The 17,308-nt window shown below is 71.3% G+C and carries 14 protein-coding genes; 7 read left to right on the top strand and 7 right to left on the bottom strand.

Annotation, left to right across the window (positions count from 1 at the left end; all coding sequences use genetic code 11):
• Positions 1 to 113 precede the first annotated feature (113 nt).
• From ABIC70_RS17525 to ABIC70_RS17515, 3 genes are all read right to left on the bottom strand, one after another.
• Complete coding sequence (locus ABIC70_RS17525; RefSeq protein ID WP_083936041.1) at positions 114 to 1,298, bottom strand: polysaccharide biosynthesis/export family protein; 1,185 nt, start codon at positions 1,296 to 1,298, stop codon at positions 114 to 116.
• 193 nt (positions 1,299 to 1,491) lie between these two features.
• Entirely contained in the window at positions 1,492 to 2,982 is a 1,491-nt protein-coding gene (locus tag ABIC70_RS17520; RefSeq protein ID WP_354440330.1) for an LTA synthase family protein, read from the bottom strand.
• Positions 2,983 to 3,200: 218 nt separating this feature from the next.
• Positions 3,201 to 4,703: a capsular polysaccharide export protein, LipB/KpsS family gene (locus ABIC70_RS17515; protein ID WP_354440328.1), complete on the bottom strand. Its 1,503-nt coding sequence runs from the start codon at positions 4,701 to 4,703 to the stop codon at positions 3,201 to 3,203.
• A gap of 335 nt (positions 4,704 to 5,038) precedes the next feature.
• Here ABIC70_RS17515 and ABIC70_RS17510 point away from each other — a divergent pair, with 335 nt between their 5' ends.
• From ABIC70_RS17510 to ABIC70_RS17495, 4 genes are all read left to right on the top strand, one after another.
• Positions 5,039 to 6,346, top strand: coding sequence for a capsule polysaccharide biogenesis protein (locus ABIC70_RS17510; protein WP_043348864.1), 1,308 nt, complete (start codon positions 5,039 to 5,041; stop codon positions 6,344 to 6,346).
• A 109-nt stretch (positions 6,347 to 6,455) separates the two neighbouring features.
• On the top strand, positions 6,456 to 7,223 hold the full coding sequence (locus tag ABIC70_RS17505) for an SDR family NAD(P)-dependent oxidoreductase (protein WP_043348866.1): 768 nt from the start codon (positions 6,456 to 6,458) through the stop codon (positions 7,221 to 7,223).
• Positions 7,223 to 8,083: a formyltransferase family protein gene (locus ABIC70_RS17500; RefSeq protein WP_354440326.1), complete on the top strand. Its 861-nt coding sequence runs from the start codon at positions 7,223 to 7,225 to the stop codon at positions 8,081 to 8,083. Before ABIC70_RS17505 ends, ABIC70_RS17500 begins: the two co-directional genes overlap by 1 nt.
• A 62-nt stretch (positions 8,084 to 8,145) precedes the next feature.
• On the top strand, positions 8,146 to 8,556 hold the full coding sequence (locus ABIC70_RS17495) for a flagellar basal body rod protein FlgC (RefSeq protein WP_043348870.1): 411 nt from the start codon (positions 8,146 to 8,148) through the stop codon (positions 8,554 to 8,556).
• Here ABIC70_RS17495 and ABIC70_RS17490 read toward each other — a convergent pair.
• From ABIC70_RS17490 to ABIC70_RS17480, 3 genes are all read right to left on the bottom strand, one after another.
• Positions 8,540 to 9,928, bottom strand: a complete 1,389-nt coding sequence (locus tag ABIC70_RS17490; protein WP_436265850.1) for an amino acid permease — start codon at positions 9,926 to 9,928, stop codon at positions 8,540 to 8,542. The two genes, ABIC70_RS17495 and ABIC70_RS17490, sit on opposite strands and share 17 nt — an antisense overlap.
• Positions 9,929 to 10,060: 132 nt before the next feature.
• Positions 10,061 to 10,735 carry a hypothetical protein gene (locus ABIC70_RS17485; RefSeq protein ID WP_051044722.1) on the bottom strand — a complete coding sequence of 225 codons (675 nt, stop codon included), beginning with the start codon at positions 10,733 to 10,735 and terminating at the stop codon, positions 10,061 to 10,063.
• Entirely contained in the window at positions 10,728 to 12,728 is a 2,001-nt protein-coding gene (locus ABIC70_RS17480; protein WP_354440323.1) for a hypothetical protein, read from the bottom strand. The genes ABIC70_RS17485 and ABIC70_RS17480 overlap by 8 nt, the downstream gene beginning before the upstream one ends.
• 479 nt (positions 12,729 to 13,207) lie before the next feature.
• Between ABIC70_RS17480 and rpsO the strand changes: the two genes are divergently transcribed.
• From rpsO to ABIC70_RS17465, 3 genes are all read left to right on the top strand, one after another.
• Positions 13,208 to 13,477: a 30S ribosomal protein S15 gene (gene rpsO / locus ABIC70_RS17475; protein ID WP_012317943.1), complete on the top strand. Its 270-nt coding sequence runs from the start codon at positions 13,208 to 13,210 to the stop codon at positions 13,475 to 13,477.
• 208 nt (positions 13,478 to 13,685) lie between these two features.
• Positions 13,686 to 15,905: a polyribonucleotide nucleotidyltransferase gene (gene pnp, locus ABIC70_RS17470; protein WP_043388877.1), complete on the top strand. Its 2,220-nt coding sequence runs from the start codon at positions 13,686 to 13,688 to the stop codon at positions 15,903 to 15,905.
• A gap of 783 nt (positions 15,906 to 16,688) precedes the next feature.
• Entirely contained in the window at positions 16,689 to 16,910 is a 222-nt protein-coding gene (locus ABIC70_RS17465) for a YgaP family membrane protein (RefSeq protein ID WP_043354986.1), read from the top strand.
• 78 nt (positions 16,911 to 16,988) lie between these two features.
• Here ABIC70_RS17465 and ABIC70_RS17460 read toward each other — a convergent pair whose 3' ends face one another.
• Complete coding sequence (locus tag ABIC70_RS17460) at positions 16,989 to 17,252, bottom strand: GlsB/YeaQ/YmgE family stress response membrane protein (protein ID WP_043354988.1); 264 nt, start codon at positions 17,250 to 17,252, stop codon at positions 16,989 to 16,991.
• Positions 17,253 to 17,308 lie beyond the last annotated feature (56 nt).

Here is a 17,308-nt window from a genome sequence, read left to right as displayed (position 1 = left end):
CCGTTTCGCTTTGAATCCAGGGTGTCCGCAGGCTCGATAAGGAAGGGCCGGGATCCAGGATCGCGCGCACAGGCGGCGCCGCGATCCCGATCGTCCCGTATGCGGGCCGCTCCCTACTTGGCGTAGGAGTAGGCCAAGGCGGCGGAGGAGACCGGTCCGGTGACGCCGCTGAAGGCGGTGAGCACCTTCTGGACCTCGGTGAACGGCGCGTTCGACACGTAGATCAGATCGCGGTTGCGCATGCGGAACGCCTGGGAGACGAACAGGCTGTTGGGATCGCGCATGTCGATCCGGTAGACCACCGGCACCAGCGGCGTGCCGAGCAGCCGCGAGCTGGGGCTGAGGCGCCGCACGACGCTGGCCGGCTCGAACCGGAAGATGAATGTCCCGGCCGGGTCGGCGGCGAAGTCCGACAGGCCGCGCGCCTTGGCCAGCGCCTGGGCCAGGGTGATGCCGTCGGCCTGGAACGGCAGCTCGGTGCTGTTGCCCAGCGCGCCCACCGCGATGAAGGTCTGCGGGTCGCGCACCAGAGTGAGCACGTCGTTGGGCCGCAGGTAGATGTTCTCCTTGGGGTTCGACACCACCGTGGTCAGCGGCACGGTCGCGGTCACCGGGCCGCGCGAGAGCCGCACGAAGGTCTCGTTGACCGGCGCGCGGTTGCCGCCGGCGGCGGCGATGACGTCGAGGATGCGGTCGCCGTGGCCCGAGAGCGGCAGGCGGGCGCCGGCGGCGCCCTCGCCGGTGACGGTCACCGCCTGGCTGATCGGCCGGGTGACCGAGACCAGCACCTGCGGCTGGATGGCCTTGCCGGCGAGTTCGTTCTCGATGAGCGCCTGGACGTCCTGGGTGCGGCGGCCGGCGACCTTGATGCGGCCGGCATAGGGGACCGAGATGGCGCCGTCGCGCCCGACGGGCTGCTCGGGGATGAGGGCGGACTTGGAGCCCGCCGAGAAGCGGTCGGCCACCAGCGGCCCGGAGAACAGGCCGCCCGACCCGGCTTCCCAGATCGAGACCGAGACCATGTCGCCGACGCCGATCACCGGCTCCGAGGAGGGACGATGGTCGCCGAAGGAGGCGAGCAGGCTGTCCAGCGGCCGGCCGCGCAGGGCTTCGACCACCGAGGGCGTGACGTCGATGATCTCGTAGCGGGCGATCAGGCCGCCGTCGGCGGTGGCCACCTCCGCCCCCGCCTGGATCGCGCCCGCCGTCGGACCCGCCGCAGGCAGGTAGGTGCAACCCCCTGCAGATCCCGCCGCCAGAGCGGCCATCAGGGCGGTGCGCGCCGTCTTACGCAGCATCACAGAGACTTCTCCTCGCCGACCCCGCGCCATCGCTGGCCCGGGCCGGGACATCCAGTTTGACCGCCAAACGCTGCGATCGCTTTAACGGCCGCGCCGAACCGGCGGCCGCCTCGCGGACGGTCGCGCTATCCGTGGGCAATGCGTCACCAGCGTGGCACAGCCACGCTTATGGCGCGCAAGCTTAACCTTATCATGTCCCGGCAGCCATGTCCGCCGGTGCGCTCGCGAGAATCCCCCGCAGCGCCCGCCCGAGCTCGTCGGCGGCGATGTCGACCTGAGCCGGAGTGCCCTGCGGTTGGCCGAAGCGGAACAGGGCGTAGTCGGTGGTCCGGCCTCCAAAGCCCGGCTTGCAACTCGGCAGCGACGGTGCGTGGTCACCAAACACGCAGAGCGTGATGGTCTGGTGGCGCTCGCGGGCGATGACGTCGAGGCCCGCCACGATGTCCTCCACCATCTGTCCGGTATTGGCGACGTGGTGGAGATACTGGGCCTGCGGGTCGTCGATGCCCGGCAGCCGCCCCGGCTTCCAGGGGCCGTGGTTCTCCATGGTCACGCAGAACAGGAACAGCGGCGTCTGCCGGGCCCGGACCTCCGCGAGGAGGCGGTCGCCGAGGGCGATGTCTCCGACATAGGGGCCGACGCGCGGCGTCTCCGTGAAGGCTTCGCCCATCACGAGGTCGGCGAAGCCGAAGGCCTCCATCACCCGTGCCCGGCGGAAGAAGTCCCTGTGGAACGGGTGCAGGAACAGCGTGCCGTAGCCCCGTCCGCGGGCGAGCCGCGCGAGACTCGTCGGCTCGTCCCCGCTCCGGGACGTGTAGGGGTCGTACCGGCCGAAGCCGAGGCTGTCGGAGGGCCGGCCGGTGAGCACCGCGTGCTCGCTGCGCATCGTGTAGGCACCGTGCGCCGGGACCCGAAGGCGCCCGTACTGCGCGGCCCGGGTGCGGAACAGGTCCATCACCGGCAGCTTCGCGCCGCCCAGCCGCTCCGGATCGACGAAGGATTCCAGCTGGATCACCACCACGACGTCGTCGCCCGGCCCGTTCGGCAGCGCCGGCGCCTCGGGCACGGGCTCGCCGCCCGCCATCGCCCGGGCGGTGTAGCCCAGAAGGCTCGCCGGCAGGCCGACCCGGGTCACGTCCGCCTCCAGGTCGGGCTGGGGGAACCAGCGGGCGATCAGCCCTGCGAGCGGCGGGCGCGGCGCGGCCTTGACCAGCAGCCAGAGCGCGAGCGGCAGGCCGAGCAGGGCCAGGGCGCGCGGCAGCGTGGCGGCGGGCAGCACGCTCGGCTCGGTCCGGTACCACAACACGGTCACCGCCAGGGTAAGCAGGACCGGACCCGCGATGCGCGGATCCCACAGGGGCGGGATGTAGTAGAGCTGCGGATGCCGCGGCACCTGGGGCAGCAGGGCGAAATCGCTGAACAGCAGCGGCTCGCCGATCACCGAGCGCTTGGCGCGGCTGACGACGATGAGGATCGCCACCGTGATCACGCAGGTCAGCCCGGCGAGCCAGGGGCGCCAGGAGAATGCGAACCAGAACAGCAGGATCAGCAGGTAGCCGAGCAGCCGCAGGCCGAGATCCTGCGGCGCGAGGCTCGCCCGGCTGAGCGAGTCGCCCGCCAAAACCTCCAGGGCGAGGCAGACGGCGAGCGCGAGACCGGTGGCGATGAGGAACGTCGTCAAGACTCGGACACTCGGCGTGGGGCGGGCCTGCTCTCCGCCGGAATCCGGTCCGGCGGGAAACAGCGCGCGGGAGCAAGGAGTTGCGAGCCGTTCCTGATCCGGAATGATCGGGACCGGCCCCGGGGCGGGCTGCTGAGGTCTGACTCTAGCAGCGCGCGCTATCGCTTTGGTGTCACATCAGAGTCTCGTGAAACCGGATTCCGCGCGACGGCCCCGGTCTAGCGCGGGCCGCCTCCGGCCTCGCGGCCGACGCCGCGCCGGAGGCGCAGGGCCCGGACCACGGGATTGAGGAGGCCGTAGCGCGCGCGCATCACCAAATGGGCCGTCCGGCCGAGGGAGAGGGCGTTGCGCGGCGCCGCCGCCCGGGCCGCGCTCAAGCGGTCGAGGAGCTGCTCCGGACTGCACGGCTTCATCGCCACGGGGTCGAGGTAGCGCGAATAGAGGATCATGGCGCCCGCCACCAACTCGTCGAGGCTCAGCCGGCGGCCGCGATCGGCGCCCGGCGCGAGATCCTCCGACAGGCCCCAGCCCGAGTAGAACGGCCGGCCGTGCGTCGCCACACTGAGTCCGCGGATCAGGGCCTCGAATCCGGCCAATGACGTCATGGTCTCGACGTGATGCACCCGGTCGAGGAGGTCGACGATGCTGATGCCCGCGACGATCCGGTCGGCCAGGGTCAGGGCCTCCGCCTCCGGGATGATGCCGGGACGGAACCCGGCCTCCACGTCGGGATGCGGTTTGTAGAGCAGGAAAGCGTCCGGATTCCGCCGCCGCGCCGCCTCCAGCAAGGCCCGGTTCGAGCGGACCAGCGGCGAACCGTGACGCACTGAGGCGTCGTCCTCCACCTGTCCCGGCACCAGCACGATCCGCCGTCCGGCGGGCCAGTCGAGGGCCGCGGCGTCGAGGCCGACATTGTACTTGCTGAGCCGGCGCGACACGACCTCCTCGCGCAGGCGCCGCGCCCGGGCGACGAGGTCCGGGGTGAAGTCGGCCTCGGCCAGCAGGCGCTGCAGGCGGCTCTCCCGGCGCGGGTCGTAGTAGATGCCGAGGTCGTCCACCACCACGGAGGCGCCGGGCTGAAGGCTGGCGCCGAGGCCCACCGAGCGCAGGAACCCGTCCTCCACCCGGGCGAGGGGCAGGCCAGCCCGCGCGCAGGCCTCCTCGAGCTGGCCCGGGGCCCGCGTCGCCCAGGCGAGGAGGCGGCCGTCATGGCGCCGCCCCGCCGCGATCGCGGCCTCGGTGGTCATGGTGTGGATCGGCCGGCCGGCGGGCCCGGCGCCGAGGACGTCCAAGGCGGGCCGCTTCCAGCGAGACATCCCGACATAGACCACCCGCCGGTCGTTCTCGGCGAAGCGCGCGGCGAGCCATGCCACCCGCTCGGCGCACGCCGCGCGGTCGATCGGCAGCCGGGTCCAGGGGTCGAGGTAGTGGACGCCCCCCTCCCCGCCGACCGGCGCCCCGTCGAGGCTGATCCGCAGGGATGCGAAGCCGGTCTCCGGCGAGTCGTACGGGCTCAGGAGCGGCCCGGGGGCGACCACGAGGCGGCGCCGGCCCGTCAGCGCCAGAATCCGCGCGGCCAAGCTTCCCGCGCCCCAGACCGCGCCGATCGCGCCCGGACGCGCCGCCCCGAAGGCGAGGCCCGTCGCGGCCTCGATTTCCGCCCGCAGGCGGCGGATCGTGCGGCCGGTCGCGTAGAGCGACGAGGTCGGGTCAGGGGGCATGGTCGGTGCGTCCGGCTCCGGTCGGGTGAGGTGCTGGGCCCGCCTGTAGCGCATTTTCGTCGGCCTGGGATGTGGTGCAAGGCGGGGACAACCTGAGCGCGCGTCGCCGTCGCCACGTCCTGGAAAGGATTTGGACATATCGTCGCCGCGATTGCCCGCCTAATCCGAAGGCCGAGCCGCAGGCGTGCGACCGTTGCAGACGGGCCACGCAGGCGCAGAAATGCCATGCCGCGGCATGGCTTCGGATTGCGGGCCCGCCGGGCGCCGTGCCACCTCAAGAGTCTCTCGTCGGTTCGGTTCATCCGGCCCTGGGTCAAGGACAGAAGCGCCGCGGAATGCAACAGCCCGCCCTCGACGTCCCTCGCGACCGCCCCGCGACCTTCCTCTTCCTGCAGGGCATCGCGACGCCGTTCTTCTCCGACCTCGGAAAGGCGCTGCGCGCACGGGGACACACTGTCCGGCGCATCAATCTCTGCCCCGGCGACTGGCTGTTCTGGAGCGGCGACGCCGACAATTACCGGGGTCGCCGCGAGGCCTGGGGCGAGTATCTCGAGGCCTATCTCGACCGCGAAACCGTGACCGACATCGTTCTGTTCGGCGATTGCCGGCCGTTCCACAAGGCCGCCCGCATGATCGCCGAGTATCGCGGCCTGCGGGTGCATGTGTTCGAGGAAGGCTATATCCGGCCGAACTGGATCACCTGCGAACTCGGCGGCGTGAACGGCTTCTCGTCCCTCCCCCGGACGGCCGCCGAGATCCGGGCTCTGGCGCGGCGCCTGCCGCAGCCCGGCCGGGCGATGCCCTCGACCGGCGACATGGCCCGCCGCAGCGTCTGGGACGTCGGTTACAACCTCGCCAACGTCCTGTTCCCGTACCTCTTCCCGCATTTCCGCAGCCACCGGCCGACCCATATCGCCGCCGAGTATGCCGGCTGGGTCAAGAAGTTCGCCCGCCGCGCCCATACCCGCCGCGAGGCGGCGCGCTGCGACGAGATCTACCGCGCGGTCGGCTGCGACTACTTCCTGCTGCCGCTCCAGCTCGACAGCGACTACCAGATCCGGGTCCACTCGCCGTTCCTCGGCGTCGAGGGCTTCATGGACCGGGTGATCAAGTCTTTCGCGGACGGCTCCTCGGCGCCGACCCGGCTCCTGGTGAAGCTGCACCCGCTCGACAGCGGCCTGATCAACTGGCGCAAGTTCGCCCGCGCTTCGGCCCGCCGCCACGGCGTCAGCGATCGGCTGGACTTCATCGACGGCGGCGACCTCCCGGCCCTGATCAAGAGCGCCCGCGGCGTGGTCATCGTCAATTCGACGGTGGGGATGCTGTCCCTGGAGATGGGCTGTCCGACCCACGCGGTCGGCACCGCGATCTACAACATGGCCGGCCTGACCCATCAGGGCGATCTCGACAGCTTCTGGAAGAGCCCGACGCCGCCGGAAATGGACCTGATGGCGGATTTCCGCCGCGTCGTCCTGCACCGGACCCAGGTCAATGGCGGCTTCTTTTCCAAGGAAGCGATCGACCGGGCCGTGGCCGGCTCGGTGCCGCGGATGGAATCGGCCCTGCCCGATTCGATGCTGGCGGCGGCGCGGGCGGTCGTCGAGGCGGCCGAGCGGGACGGCGAACTCGCGCCGGTCTACTGACCGGCCGGCCGCCGACCCGTCTTCATTCGGCGGCCTTTGATGCGGCTTTCGCCGCCGGTGAGTCTTTCACGACCTTGATCTTTCCATGCGCGGCGGCGTAACCCGCCCCATGCCCCGCATTCTGATCACCGGCGCGTCGAGCGGCATCGGCGCCGCGCTGGCGCGCCACTACGCGCAACCCGGCGTGAGCCTCGTCCTCGTCGGACGCAACGCCGAACGCCTGGAGGCGGTCGCCCGCGACTGCCGTGCCAGCGGCGCCACCGCCGAGACCGCCCGCCTCGACACCCGCGACCGGGCCGCCACGGTGGCGCTCGTGCGGCAGTCGGACACGGAGGCGCCCCTCGACCTCGTCATCGCCAATGCGGCGGTGAACGGCGGCAATCAAGAGGGCCAGGTGGAGGCCGAGGACGTCGCCTTCGAGACCGCGGACATCAACTACACCGGCTCGCTCAACGTGATGCTGCCCGCCCTGACGCGGATGCTGGAGCGCGGGCGCGGTCAGATCGTGCTGCTGTCGTCGCTGGCGGCCTACGCGCCGCTTCAGGACGCGCCGGCCTATAGCGGCGCCAAGGCGGCGCTCGTCGCCCACGGCCTCGCCCTGCGCCAGAAGGTCGCGCCCCGGGGCGTGAAGGTCAACGTCGTCACGCCCGGCTACGTGAAGACGCCGATGGGCGGCGAGTTGAAGGGCTGGCGCCCCCTCGAGATCAGTGCCGAGGCGGCCGCCGTGCGCATCGCCAAGGGCATCGCGGCCAACCGCGACGTGATCGCCTTCCCCTTCATCCTCACGGCGCTCGCCCGCACCGTGCTGCTCCTGCCGGAGAACGTCCGCAAGGCCGGTCTCTACGCCTTCCGATTCCAGCGCCGGAAGCGGCGCTGATGGCGCGGCCCCGGATCGCGCTGTTCGTCCTGGAGGCGCTGCCGAACGCCCGCGTGGTGCGCCGGCTCGTCGCCGATTACCGGGCCGACATCGCGTTCGTGGGCCTCTCCAATGCCGAGCGGCCCTCGAGCGGCGGCCTCACGGGCCAGATCCGGCGACACCTCGCGCGCTCGGGCACCGGGATCCTGCCGTATCTGGCGGTCAATTTCGGCCTGCCGGACCTGCTGCGCCCCCTGGCGCCCCTGACCCAGGCGGCGTCCGGAAGCGGCGATGCGCCGGAGGCGACACCGCTCAAGACCCTGTGCCGCCGCATGGGCATCCCGACCGTGACGGTCGACGAAGTCAACGGTCCCGAGGTCGCGCGGACCCTGCGGGACACGGCGCCGGACCTGATCCTCACCTACCATTTCGACCAGATCCTCAAGCCCGAGACGATCGGGCTGGCGCGGCTCGGCGGCATCAACGGACATCCCGGCCTGCTGCCGCGCCACCGCGGTCCGGTGCCGACGATCCACGCCCTCGCCGAGGGCCCCGGCAGCTTCGGCATGACCCTGCACCGGCTGGCGGCCGCGATCGATACCGGGGCGATCCTCGCCCAGGAAGCCGTGCCGCTGCCTGCCGGCACCACCGCCACCCGGGCCGCCGTGGCGCTGCATGCCCACGGGCGCGGCATGCTGGACGGGCTGCTCGACACGATCGACCGGACCGGTAGCCTGCCCGAGGGGCGGACCGAGCCGGTGCTGCCCTACTGCCCATTCCCGGACCGCGCGATGCTGGCCTCCCTGCGCCGCCGCGGGCTGCGTCTGACGGATGGGCAGGATCTCCGCGAGGCGCTGAGCCTCTCCGCCCGGGCGTCTTAACCGCGGGTTAAGGCTGTTCGGCAAGGTTTCGGTCAGATCCTCGCCGTCGACAGGGCCCGCGCATGCCGGATTCCAGCGCCCTCCACTCGGCCTCCAGCGCGCTGGCCGCCGGCCGGCAGGTGCAGAGCGGGCGGATCCGCGCGATCTCCGAGAACCTCGCCAACGCCGATTCGGTCCCGACCACCCCCGGCGGCGCCCCCTATGCGCGCAAGATCGCGGTGTTCGCCCCCGTGGTCGCCGACGCCCCCGGAGACCCGGTCGGCCGGATCGTCCGCGACACCACCGGCTTCCGCAGCCGCTACGACCCGACCAATCCCGGTGCCGACCTCCAGGGCTATGTCCGCCTGCCGAACGTGAACATCGCGGTGGAATCGGCCGACCTGCAGCGGGTGATCCGGAACTACGAGCTCAGCCTCAACGCCTCGTCGTCGATCAAAACGCTCACGCAGGCCACGATCAACCTGATCGGCTGAACCGGGCGTGCCGCCGGCCGTAGCCGGCGTAGATCGCGAGGCCGATCGCCAGCCAGATCGCGAGGCGGATCCAGGTGTCGGCCGGAAGGGCGGCCATCAGCGTCACGCAGGACAGGATCCCGAGCCCCGCCGTGAGCGTCACCGCCGGCACGCGGAACGGACGCGCCCGGTCCGGGGCGGTGCGGCGCAGGATCAGCACCGTGGCGCAGACGAGGCAGAAGGCCAGGAGCGTGCCGATGCTGACGATCTCGCCGAGCACGTCGATGGGCACGAGCCCCGCGACACCAGCGGTGAACACGCCGATGACGAGCTGGCTCGCCACGGGCACCCGCGTGACCGGATGGACCCGGCAGAAGATCTCCGGGAGGAGTCCGTCCCGGGCGATGGCGAAGAAGATCCGGCTCTGTCCGTAGAGGGCGGTCAGCGCCGAGGTCGTCAGGCCGATCAGGGCGCCGACCTTGATCACGGTCGAGAACCCCGACAGGCCGATCACGTCCACCGCCTTCGCCACCGGGTCGGCAACGTTCAGATCGCGATAGGGCACGAGGCCGGTTAGGACGGCCGCCATGGCCACGTACAGGATCGTGGTGATCAGGAGCGATCCGATCAGGCCGACCGGCGCGTCGCGCTGCGGCGCCCGGCACTCGCCCGCGGCCGTCGCCACGGTCTCGAAGCCCACGAAGGCGAAGAACACCACCGCGGCGCCGCGGAACACGCCGCTCCAGCCATAGGCGCCGAAGGCGCCGGTATTCTCGGGCACGAAGGGGTGCCAGAGTTCGGGCCGGAGATGGGCGGCGCCGACGCCCACGAAGGCCAGGATGATCGCGACCTTGCAGGCGACCAGCAGCCCGTTGACCAGGGAAGCCTGCTTCGTCGCGCGCATCAGGAGCGCGCTGAGCAGCAGCACGATGCCGACGGCCGGCAGGTTGACGAGCCCGCCATCGCCGGGGGCCCTGGCCAAAGCCGGCGGCAGATGCAGGCCGAACTCCGCCGCGAGGGATTGCGCGTAGCCGGACCAGCCGACCGCCACGGTCGCCGCCGCCACGGCGAATTCGAGGACGAGGTCCCAGCCGATGATCCAGGCGGGGAGGCGGCCGAGGCTGGCGCGGGTGTAGGTGTAGGTGGATCCCGCCTCCGGGATCATGGCGGCCAATTCGGCGTAGCACAGGCCGACCAAGCCGCAGGCGATGCCGCCGATCACGAAGGAGAGGCTGAGCGCGGGACCCGCATACTGCGCCGCCGCCGTTCCGGTCAGCACGAAGATGCCGGCGCCGATCGTGGCGCCGAGGCCGATGGCGACGAGGCCCGGAGCGGTGAGGCTCCGGGCGAGCTCACGCCCCTCCCCGGCATCCGCACGCTCATTCCTGGTCATCGCGGGATCCGCCATCGCGTCCCTTCTCCCTCGCCCGGATGGTCATCTGGCACAGTCCATGCCGGGATGCCGGCCTCCCCGGAGGCGTGACCAAATCCGGTCCGGTCCAAGTCCTGTCGTTGGCGGACCAGCCTATCGCGGTACCACGCCCGCGGACCCGTCGGGCGCTGCCGGATCGCGGGCGGCAGACGGGGCGGACGCTGCGGCATCGATCATCCGGGTGTCGGTCCGGAATGCCCGGGCCACGAGGCCGCAGAAGCGGATGAAGGCGCGGCCCTGGGGGGTGATGACGTAGCCGTCGGCCGTCTGCGCGACGTTGCCCGAGGCCTGCTGCTCGGACAGGCGCCGCTCCATCTGCCGGAAGGCGCCGAGATAGACCGTCTCGAACACCGTCCGCGCCCGCTCCGGGGTGAAGCGCTCCTCGGGATGGGCCGCCATCTGGCCGAGCAAGAACACGCTGATCGAGCGGTCGACCGTCACCGGCAGGATCACGAAGGCGCTCAGGTTGAGGGCCAGCGACAGGACGCAGGCGCCGAGGGCGTCCCGGCGGCGCAGCCCCCAGGCCCGGCCGAGGCCGGCCAGCGCCGCCGTCGCCGCCAGGGTCAGCAGGAAGGCCACGCCCAGCAGGATCAGGCCGCGGTAGAACAGGATGGTCACGCCGGACCAGAGATCCGTCTGGAACAGCAGCACGAAGCAGCCGAGGCCGAGGGCGACGGCGCCAGCCTGAAGCAGCGCCTGGGCGCAGAGCCAGCGCACGACCTGTCCGGCGCGCCGGCCTGCGGGGGGCCTGGAGCCGGCGTCAGTCATGAAGATCCTCGACCCGCAGGATCCGGACGAGTGGATCGGCATAGACCGCTTGGTGCCGCCAGACCCAGGAATCCGGGCTGCTCCAGGGGGTATCCTGCGCGGTGACGACCAGGGCGCCGATCCCGGCCGTTTCGGCCCGGCGGCGCACCTCGCGACCGTCCAGGCGGTCGCGGAAGATCGGCGCGACATCGGCGAGCCGGGACGCTACGGCCTCGGGCGGGGCGCCGAACAGCCGCGCCTCTGCGTCGGCCACTCCCGTCGGCTGGAGCCCGTAGAGGCCGAAATCGAACACCCGCCGCGGCACCGGTGATTGCTGCAGCACCAGATCCCGAGGCAGGTGCAGGCCGGCCCAGGCATAGGCCGCGCGCAGCGCCCGGTCGATGTCGGGACGGCCGGCCAAGCGGGCGAAGGCGGGCCGGTCGGAGGCGGAATAGGCGCGCATCCCGACGAAGCCGTAGAGGGTCGTCGCGTATCCGAGGATCAACAGCGTGGCGAGCAGGCCGGGGAACCGGAGTCGCCGCGCCTCGACCAGGCGGCTCAGGGCCACGACGGTCCAGACGAGGGCCGCGACCTGCGCCAGCAGGACCACGCGGGCACCGAGGTCGTTGTTGAGGATCGCCGAGCGGAGGAAGCCGCCGAGGAGCAGGCTGGCCGCTGCGCAGAGGGTGAGCAACCGTCCCGCCTCCCGGGCATGCGCTTCACGGCGCGGGACGAGCCGCCAGAACAGCAGCGTCCCGGCGGCGAAGACGCCCAGCGCCACGTAGTAGTTCAGCGGCAGCAGGACGATTCCGAGCGCGCTCAGGGCCGGCTCGTCGACGAGCCCGTCGAGGGGCCCGAATCGCCGGATCGCGAATCGGATCGGCGAGCCACCATCGGTCCGGTTGGCCAGGATGCTCAGCAGGCAGGGCGCGGCCAGCGCGGCGCTGAGCAGGCCGGCGACCGCCAACCGGGCCGCGGCGCGCCAGCGGCGCTCCAGGCCCAGCAGCACCAGCCAGATCCCCGCGGCGGTCGCCGTGCCGAGACAGACCCAGACCGACAGGCCCGCGCAGGCCGCGAAGGCCAGGCCCGCGACACCGATCGCCACGGCTTCCGTATGCCGACTCGGCTGCGTGCGGTCGGCCACCTCGGCCAGCGCCAGGAGGCCGAGCCATCCGGCCAGGGCGCCGGCCACGTGGTGCGGCACCCAGACCAGGGAGGCGGGCCAGTTGAGGACCTGCTCGTTCACCCATTCGGGAATCGGCAGCCAGGTCCCGGACGCGGCCCGATCGGCGAGGACCAGCAGGATGTCGAGGCCGCCCGCCGGCAGCAACAACAGCACCGCGCGGCGGACGAGCCGGGGCGCGGCGTCTCCCAGGAGGCCGGTCGCGGCCAGGAGCCGGTCCAGCAGGCCGAGGAGCGCGAGACCGGTCCAGAAGGCCAGCCCCGCGAAGGCGGTGCGCCCGTCGACGAGGCGCCCTCCGACCCCGTCGACCAGCGCGGTCAGCGTATAGAACTCATAGTAGTAGCCCGCCCGATCGGGCCGGGCGAAGAAGGGATCCACGGGCGGAAGCCCATGCGTGACGATCGCCCGTGTGAGGGCCGCGTGCTTGACGAGGTCGATGACCGTCACGGGCTGATAGAGGGCGGTGCCGGTGTCGATGTCGATCAGCGCATAGGCCACGACGCCGAGCCAGAGTGCGGCGAGCGCCAGGACCGCCCGGTTGAGGGACGTCCGCAGGCTTCGCAGGGCCGGAAGCAGCGCGGCGAGTCCCAACACGCCATTCGCCAGTGCCGCAGCCGGGACGCCCGCTGCCTGGATCACCAGGCTGTCGAGGGCGGGCAGGAGCCCGATCCCGAGGAGCGCCCCGCACAGCAGGCGGTCGCCGGCCGCGAGCGCACGGAAGCCGAGGATGCCGGTCAGCCTGCCCAGGGCGTAGCCCGGCAGGAGGACGAGGGGGATGCCGAGCAGCGTCGCCACCACGACGCCGCACGCATCCGAGAGGGTGCCGTTCATCGCCGGGCCGCGTTTCGTGCTCCGGCTCGGCTACCATGCACGCGTTAACCGTTCCCTTGGAAAATCCGGGGCCCCTTGGTGCGGCGGCTTCGCGCCCTGTCCTTGCGCAGGATCGGGGCCGTTTCCACGAGCGTTCCGCCTGTCGGGGCCAGGGCCGCGGGGGCGTCGCGAGCCCGATGCCCGTTCCCGGACGGGTGCTGCGCCAGGGGGCCGCGGCTTTGCACGACCCGGCCCGGCCCGGCGGGGCCGGCAAGCGGGTCGCCGCGAGTACGGTCCAGTCGCGACCGCTTCGCCGAGGGCTGGCATAATTGCCGATTTCGTGTATGGATCGCGCGGCCTCGACCCGGGTTACCGGGCGGGGCTTGAGCCGCTTGGCGCTGTGACCGTGCTGGACGACATCCCGGCACCGGCCGAACGCCGAGCCCGCGCGCGCCCGAACGGGGCGCCGCATCCGACCAGCACAACCCGAAAGGCATGCGATGTCGATCACGGCAGAGCGCAAGACCGCGCTCATCAAGGAACACCGCAAGGACGCCAAGGACACCGGGTCCCCCGAGGTCCAGGTGGCGATCCTCACCGAGCGGATCACCAACCTGACCGGCCACTTCAAGACCCACGGCAAGGACAACCATTCCCGCCGCGGCCTCCTGAAGCTGGTCTCGCAGCGCCGCTCGCTGCTCGACTACGTCAAGCGCAAGGACGAGGCCCGCTACCGCGCCCTCATCGAGCGTCTCGGCATCCGCCGCTAAGGCGCGTTTCGCGCGGTTCCGGGCCCGGCCCGGGGCCGCGTTTCACCATCGCGGGCTGCCGGAATGGGTCCGGCCTCCCGACAAACGGGCCGCTTCGAGGCGCCGGCATCGGGGCAGGATCGCACGACACTTCAGCGGGAAGTGTCGCGCCGTCTTGCCCCCGGGCGGCGCCGGGCCAGGCCCGTCGCAGGCAAGGAAGAGATCAAGAATGTTCGACGTTCAACGCGAAGAGCTGATGTGGGGCGACCGCAAGCTCGTCCTCGAGACCGGCAAGGTCGCCCGTCAGGCCGACGGCGCCGTGGTCGCCACCTACGGCGAGACCTCGGTGCTCGCCACCGTGGTCGCCACGAAGGAGCCCAAGCCCGGCATCGACTTCATGCCGCTCACCGTGAACTACCAGGAGCGGGCCTACGCGGCCGGCCGCATCCCCGGCGGCTACTTTAAGCGCGAGGGCCGTCCCTCCGAGAAGGAGACCCTGGTCTCCCGCCTGATCGACCGCCCGATCCGTCCGCTCTTCGTCGAGGGCTGGCGCAACGACACGCAGGTCGTCGTCACCGTCCTGACCCACGACCTCGAGAACGATCCCGATATCGTCGCCATGGTGGCGGCTTCCGCGGCCCTGACCCTGTCGGGCGTCCCGTTCATGGGCCCGATCGGCGGCGCCCGCGTCGGCTACATCAACGGCGGCTACCGGCTGAACCCGCTGGTCACCGAGACCAAGGAGGAATCCAGCCTCGATCTCGTCGTCGCCGGCACGCAGGACGCGGTGCTGATGGTCGAGTCGGAGGCCAAGGAACTCTCCGAGGACGTGATGCTCGGCGCCGTGATGTTCGGCCACAAGCATTTCCAGCCGGTGATCGAGGCGATCATCCGCCTGGCCGAGAAGGCCGCCAAGGAGCCGCGCGACTTCAAGGCCCCCGAGAACGCCGACGTCGAGAAGGCGGTCCTGGAGATCTGCGAGACGGAGCTGCGCGCCGCCTACACCAAGACCGTCAAGCAGGAGCGCTACGCCGCCGTCGACGCCGTGAAGGCGAAGGTGATGGCCGCCCTCTGCCCCGAGGGTGCCGAGAAGTTCCCGGCCGAGAAGGTCAAGGCCGCCTTCAAGGAAGCCCAGTCGAAGGTCGTGCGCTGGAACGTGCTCGACACCGGCTCGCGCATCGACGGCCGTGACCTGAAGACGGTCCGCCCGATCGTCTCCGAAGTCGGCGTCCTGCCCCGCGCCCACGGCTCGTCGCTGTTCACCCGCGGCGAGACCCAGGCCCTCGTGGTCGCCACGCTCGGCACCGGTGAGGACGAGCAGTTCATCGACTCGCTGGAAGGCACCTACAAGGAGCGCTTCCTGCTTCACTACAACTTCCCTCCCTATTCCGTCGGCGAGACCGGCCGGATGGGTTCCCCCGGCCGTCGCGAGATCGGCCACGGCAAGCTGGCGTGGCGGGCGATCCGCCCGGTCCTGCCGCCGGCCCACGAGTTCCCCTACACGATCCGCGTCGTGTCGGAGATCACCGAGTCGAACGGCTCGTCCTCGATGGCCTCGGTCTGCGGCGGCTCGCTGTCGCTGATGGACGCGGGCGTGCCCCTGCGCCGTCCCGTGGCCGGCATCGCCATGGGCCTCATCCTCGAGGGTGAGCGCTTCGCGGTCCTGTCCGACATCCTCGGCGACGAGGATCACCTCGGCGACATGGACTTCAAGGTGGCCGGCACGGACGAGGGCGTGACCTCGCTCCAGATGGACATCAAGATCGCCGGCATCACCGAGGAGATCATGCGGGTCGCCCTCGACCAGGCGAAGGACGGGCGCGCCCACATCCTGGCCGAGATGGCCAAGGCGTTGACCGCTGCCCGTCCGGAGCTCGGCGAGTACGCGCCGCGCATCGAGACGATGCAGATCCCGACCGACAAGATCCGCGACGTGATCGGCACCGGCGGCAAGGTGATCCGCGAGATCGTCGAGAAGACCGGCGCCAAGATCAACATCGAGGATACCGGCATCGTCAAGATCGCCTCGGCCGACGGCAAGGCGATCAAGGCGGCCTACAACTGGATCCGCTCGATCGTGGCGGAGCCGGAGGTCGGCGTGATCTACGACGGCACGATCGTGAAGTGCATGGAGTTCGGTGCCTTCGTGAACTTCTTCGGCGCCAAGGACGGCCTCGTCCACATCTCGGAACTCGCCGCCCAGCGGGTCGCCAAGGTGCAGGACGTCGTCAAGGAGGGCGACAAGGTCAAGGTGAAGTTCCTCGGTCAGGACGACCGCGGCAAGATCCGCCTGTCCATGAAGGTCGTCGATCAGCAGACCGGCGAGGACATCACCGAGAAGGTGAAGGCCGAGCGCGATTCCAGCCGCGGCGAGCGGGACGGCGAGTCCCGCGAGCCCCGCGAGGGCGGCCGCCACCGCGGCGAGCGCCGCCGCGAGGCGGGCGAGTAAGCGCGGGGACGCACCCCGTGCGGGCTTCGGCCGGCGCGGGATGGTTCAGATGGGCGCGGTCCTTCGGGGCCGCGCCCTTTTTCATGGCGCATCGCCCCGCCTCCGCCCGGAGCGGTGCCCCCTCCCTCATCGCGGGCGCGGCGACGCGCACTTGAATGGAGCCTGCCCGGTTCGACCGCATGGGGGCTGCGATGGGTGGCTTCGCGACGGTTCACGTCCCGGCTGTACACGCACCGAAGCGGACGTCGCTGCCACGCCTGCGCATGGCCCGTCTTGGCGATCAGCGCCCGTCGCTCGTCATCTCGCGAGTGGGGCGACGGCCCAAGCCGTTCCGGGTTTCAGGACATCGCGCGTCTGCGCGATCCACGCGGACAAGGGCGCCAGCCGAAGGCCAAACGGCGGATACAGGCCCTGCGCCTTCGATATGTAAGAGGCCTGATCGACGGCGACCGGTGCTCCGCGAGGGCGATCACCCAGTCCGGAGGACACGCATGCGCGGCCTCCGCGAGGCGCCGCAGCACGGCCCGCGGAGTCTCCGGCCCGGCGGGCGGTCCACGGCGTCGTCGAGCACCCGCAGCCTCGCCGCGGCCGGTCACGGGCCGGCGTAGCGCTAGGGCGCCGCGCTGGAACACCGGGAGCGTAAGCGAGGACCAGGATCGCCGCCGCGTCCGACACCCTGCGCGACGGGTCCGGCGGCATCCGCGGTCGCCCCGTCCAACGGCGAAGGGAACGCAGCCGGCGCGCCCGCGTTCGACCGGCGACCTTCACAACAGGGATCCGTCCATGGCCAACGACATGATGCACGACATCTTCAGCGGGGAGCCGAACATCTCCACCACCGAGCGCGCTGTCTCGGTGGCTCTCGGGCTCGGGATCGCGGCCGTGGCCGCGCAGCCGCGGCCCAACAAGCTTCTGAGCCTGCTGGCGCTCGTCGTCGGCGTCGGCCTGGCGGTGCGTGGCGCGACCGGCCACTGCGCCGTGAAGGCCGCCTCCGAGCATTTCTGAGCGCGCAGGCCGATCGGACGACAAAAAAAGGGGCGCCCCGCGGGGCGCCCCTCATCGTTTCCGGGTCGGCCGGAAGGATCAGTAGGTGGTGGTGCGGCGGCCGGCGATCATGCCGTAGATGAACAGAACCACCACGGCGCCCACGATGGCGCCGATGAAGCCCGCTCCCTGGTTCGGCCCGTACCAGCCCACGGCCTGGCCGAGGAACGTCGCCACGAAGGCGCCGACGATGCCGAGGATCGTCGTCAGGATGAAGCCCGCCGGCTCATTCGGTCCCGGCATGAGAAACTTGGCGATGACGCCCGCGAGGAAACCGATGATGATGGTCCAGAGGATACCCATGACAAACCCCAAAGCATGACTGTCGATGGCGGCAGAACGCTTCGAGACCCGCGACG

It is taken from the genome of Methylobacterium sp. 1973 (genome assembly GCF_040545035.1).
GTDB lineage: Bacteria > Pseudomonadota > Alphaproteobacteria > Rhizobiales > Beijerinckiaceae > Methylobacterium > Methylobacterium fujisawaense.
This window is presented reverse-complemented; position numbering and strand designations above follow the sequence as displayed.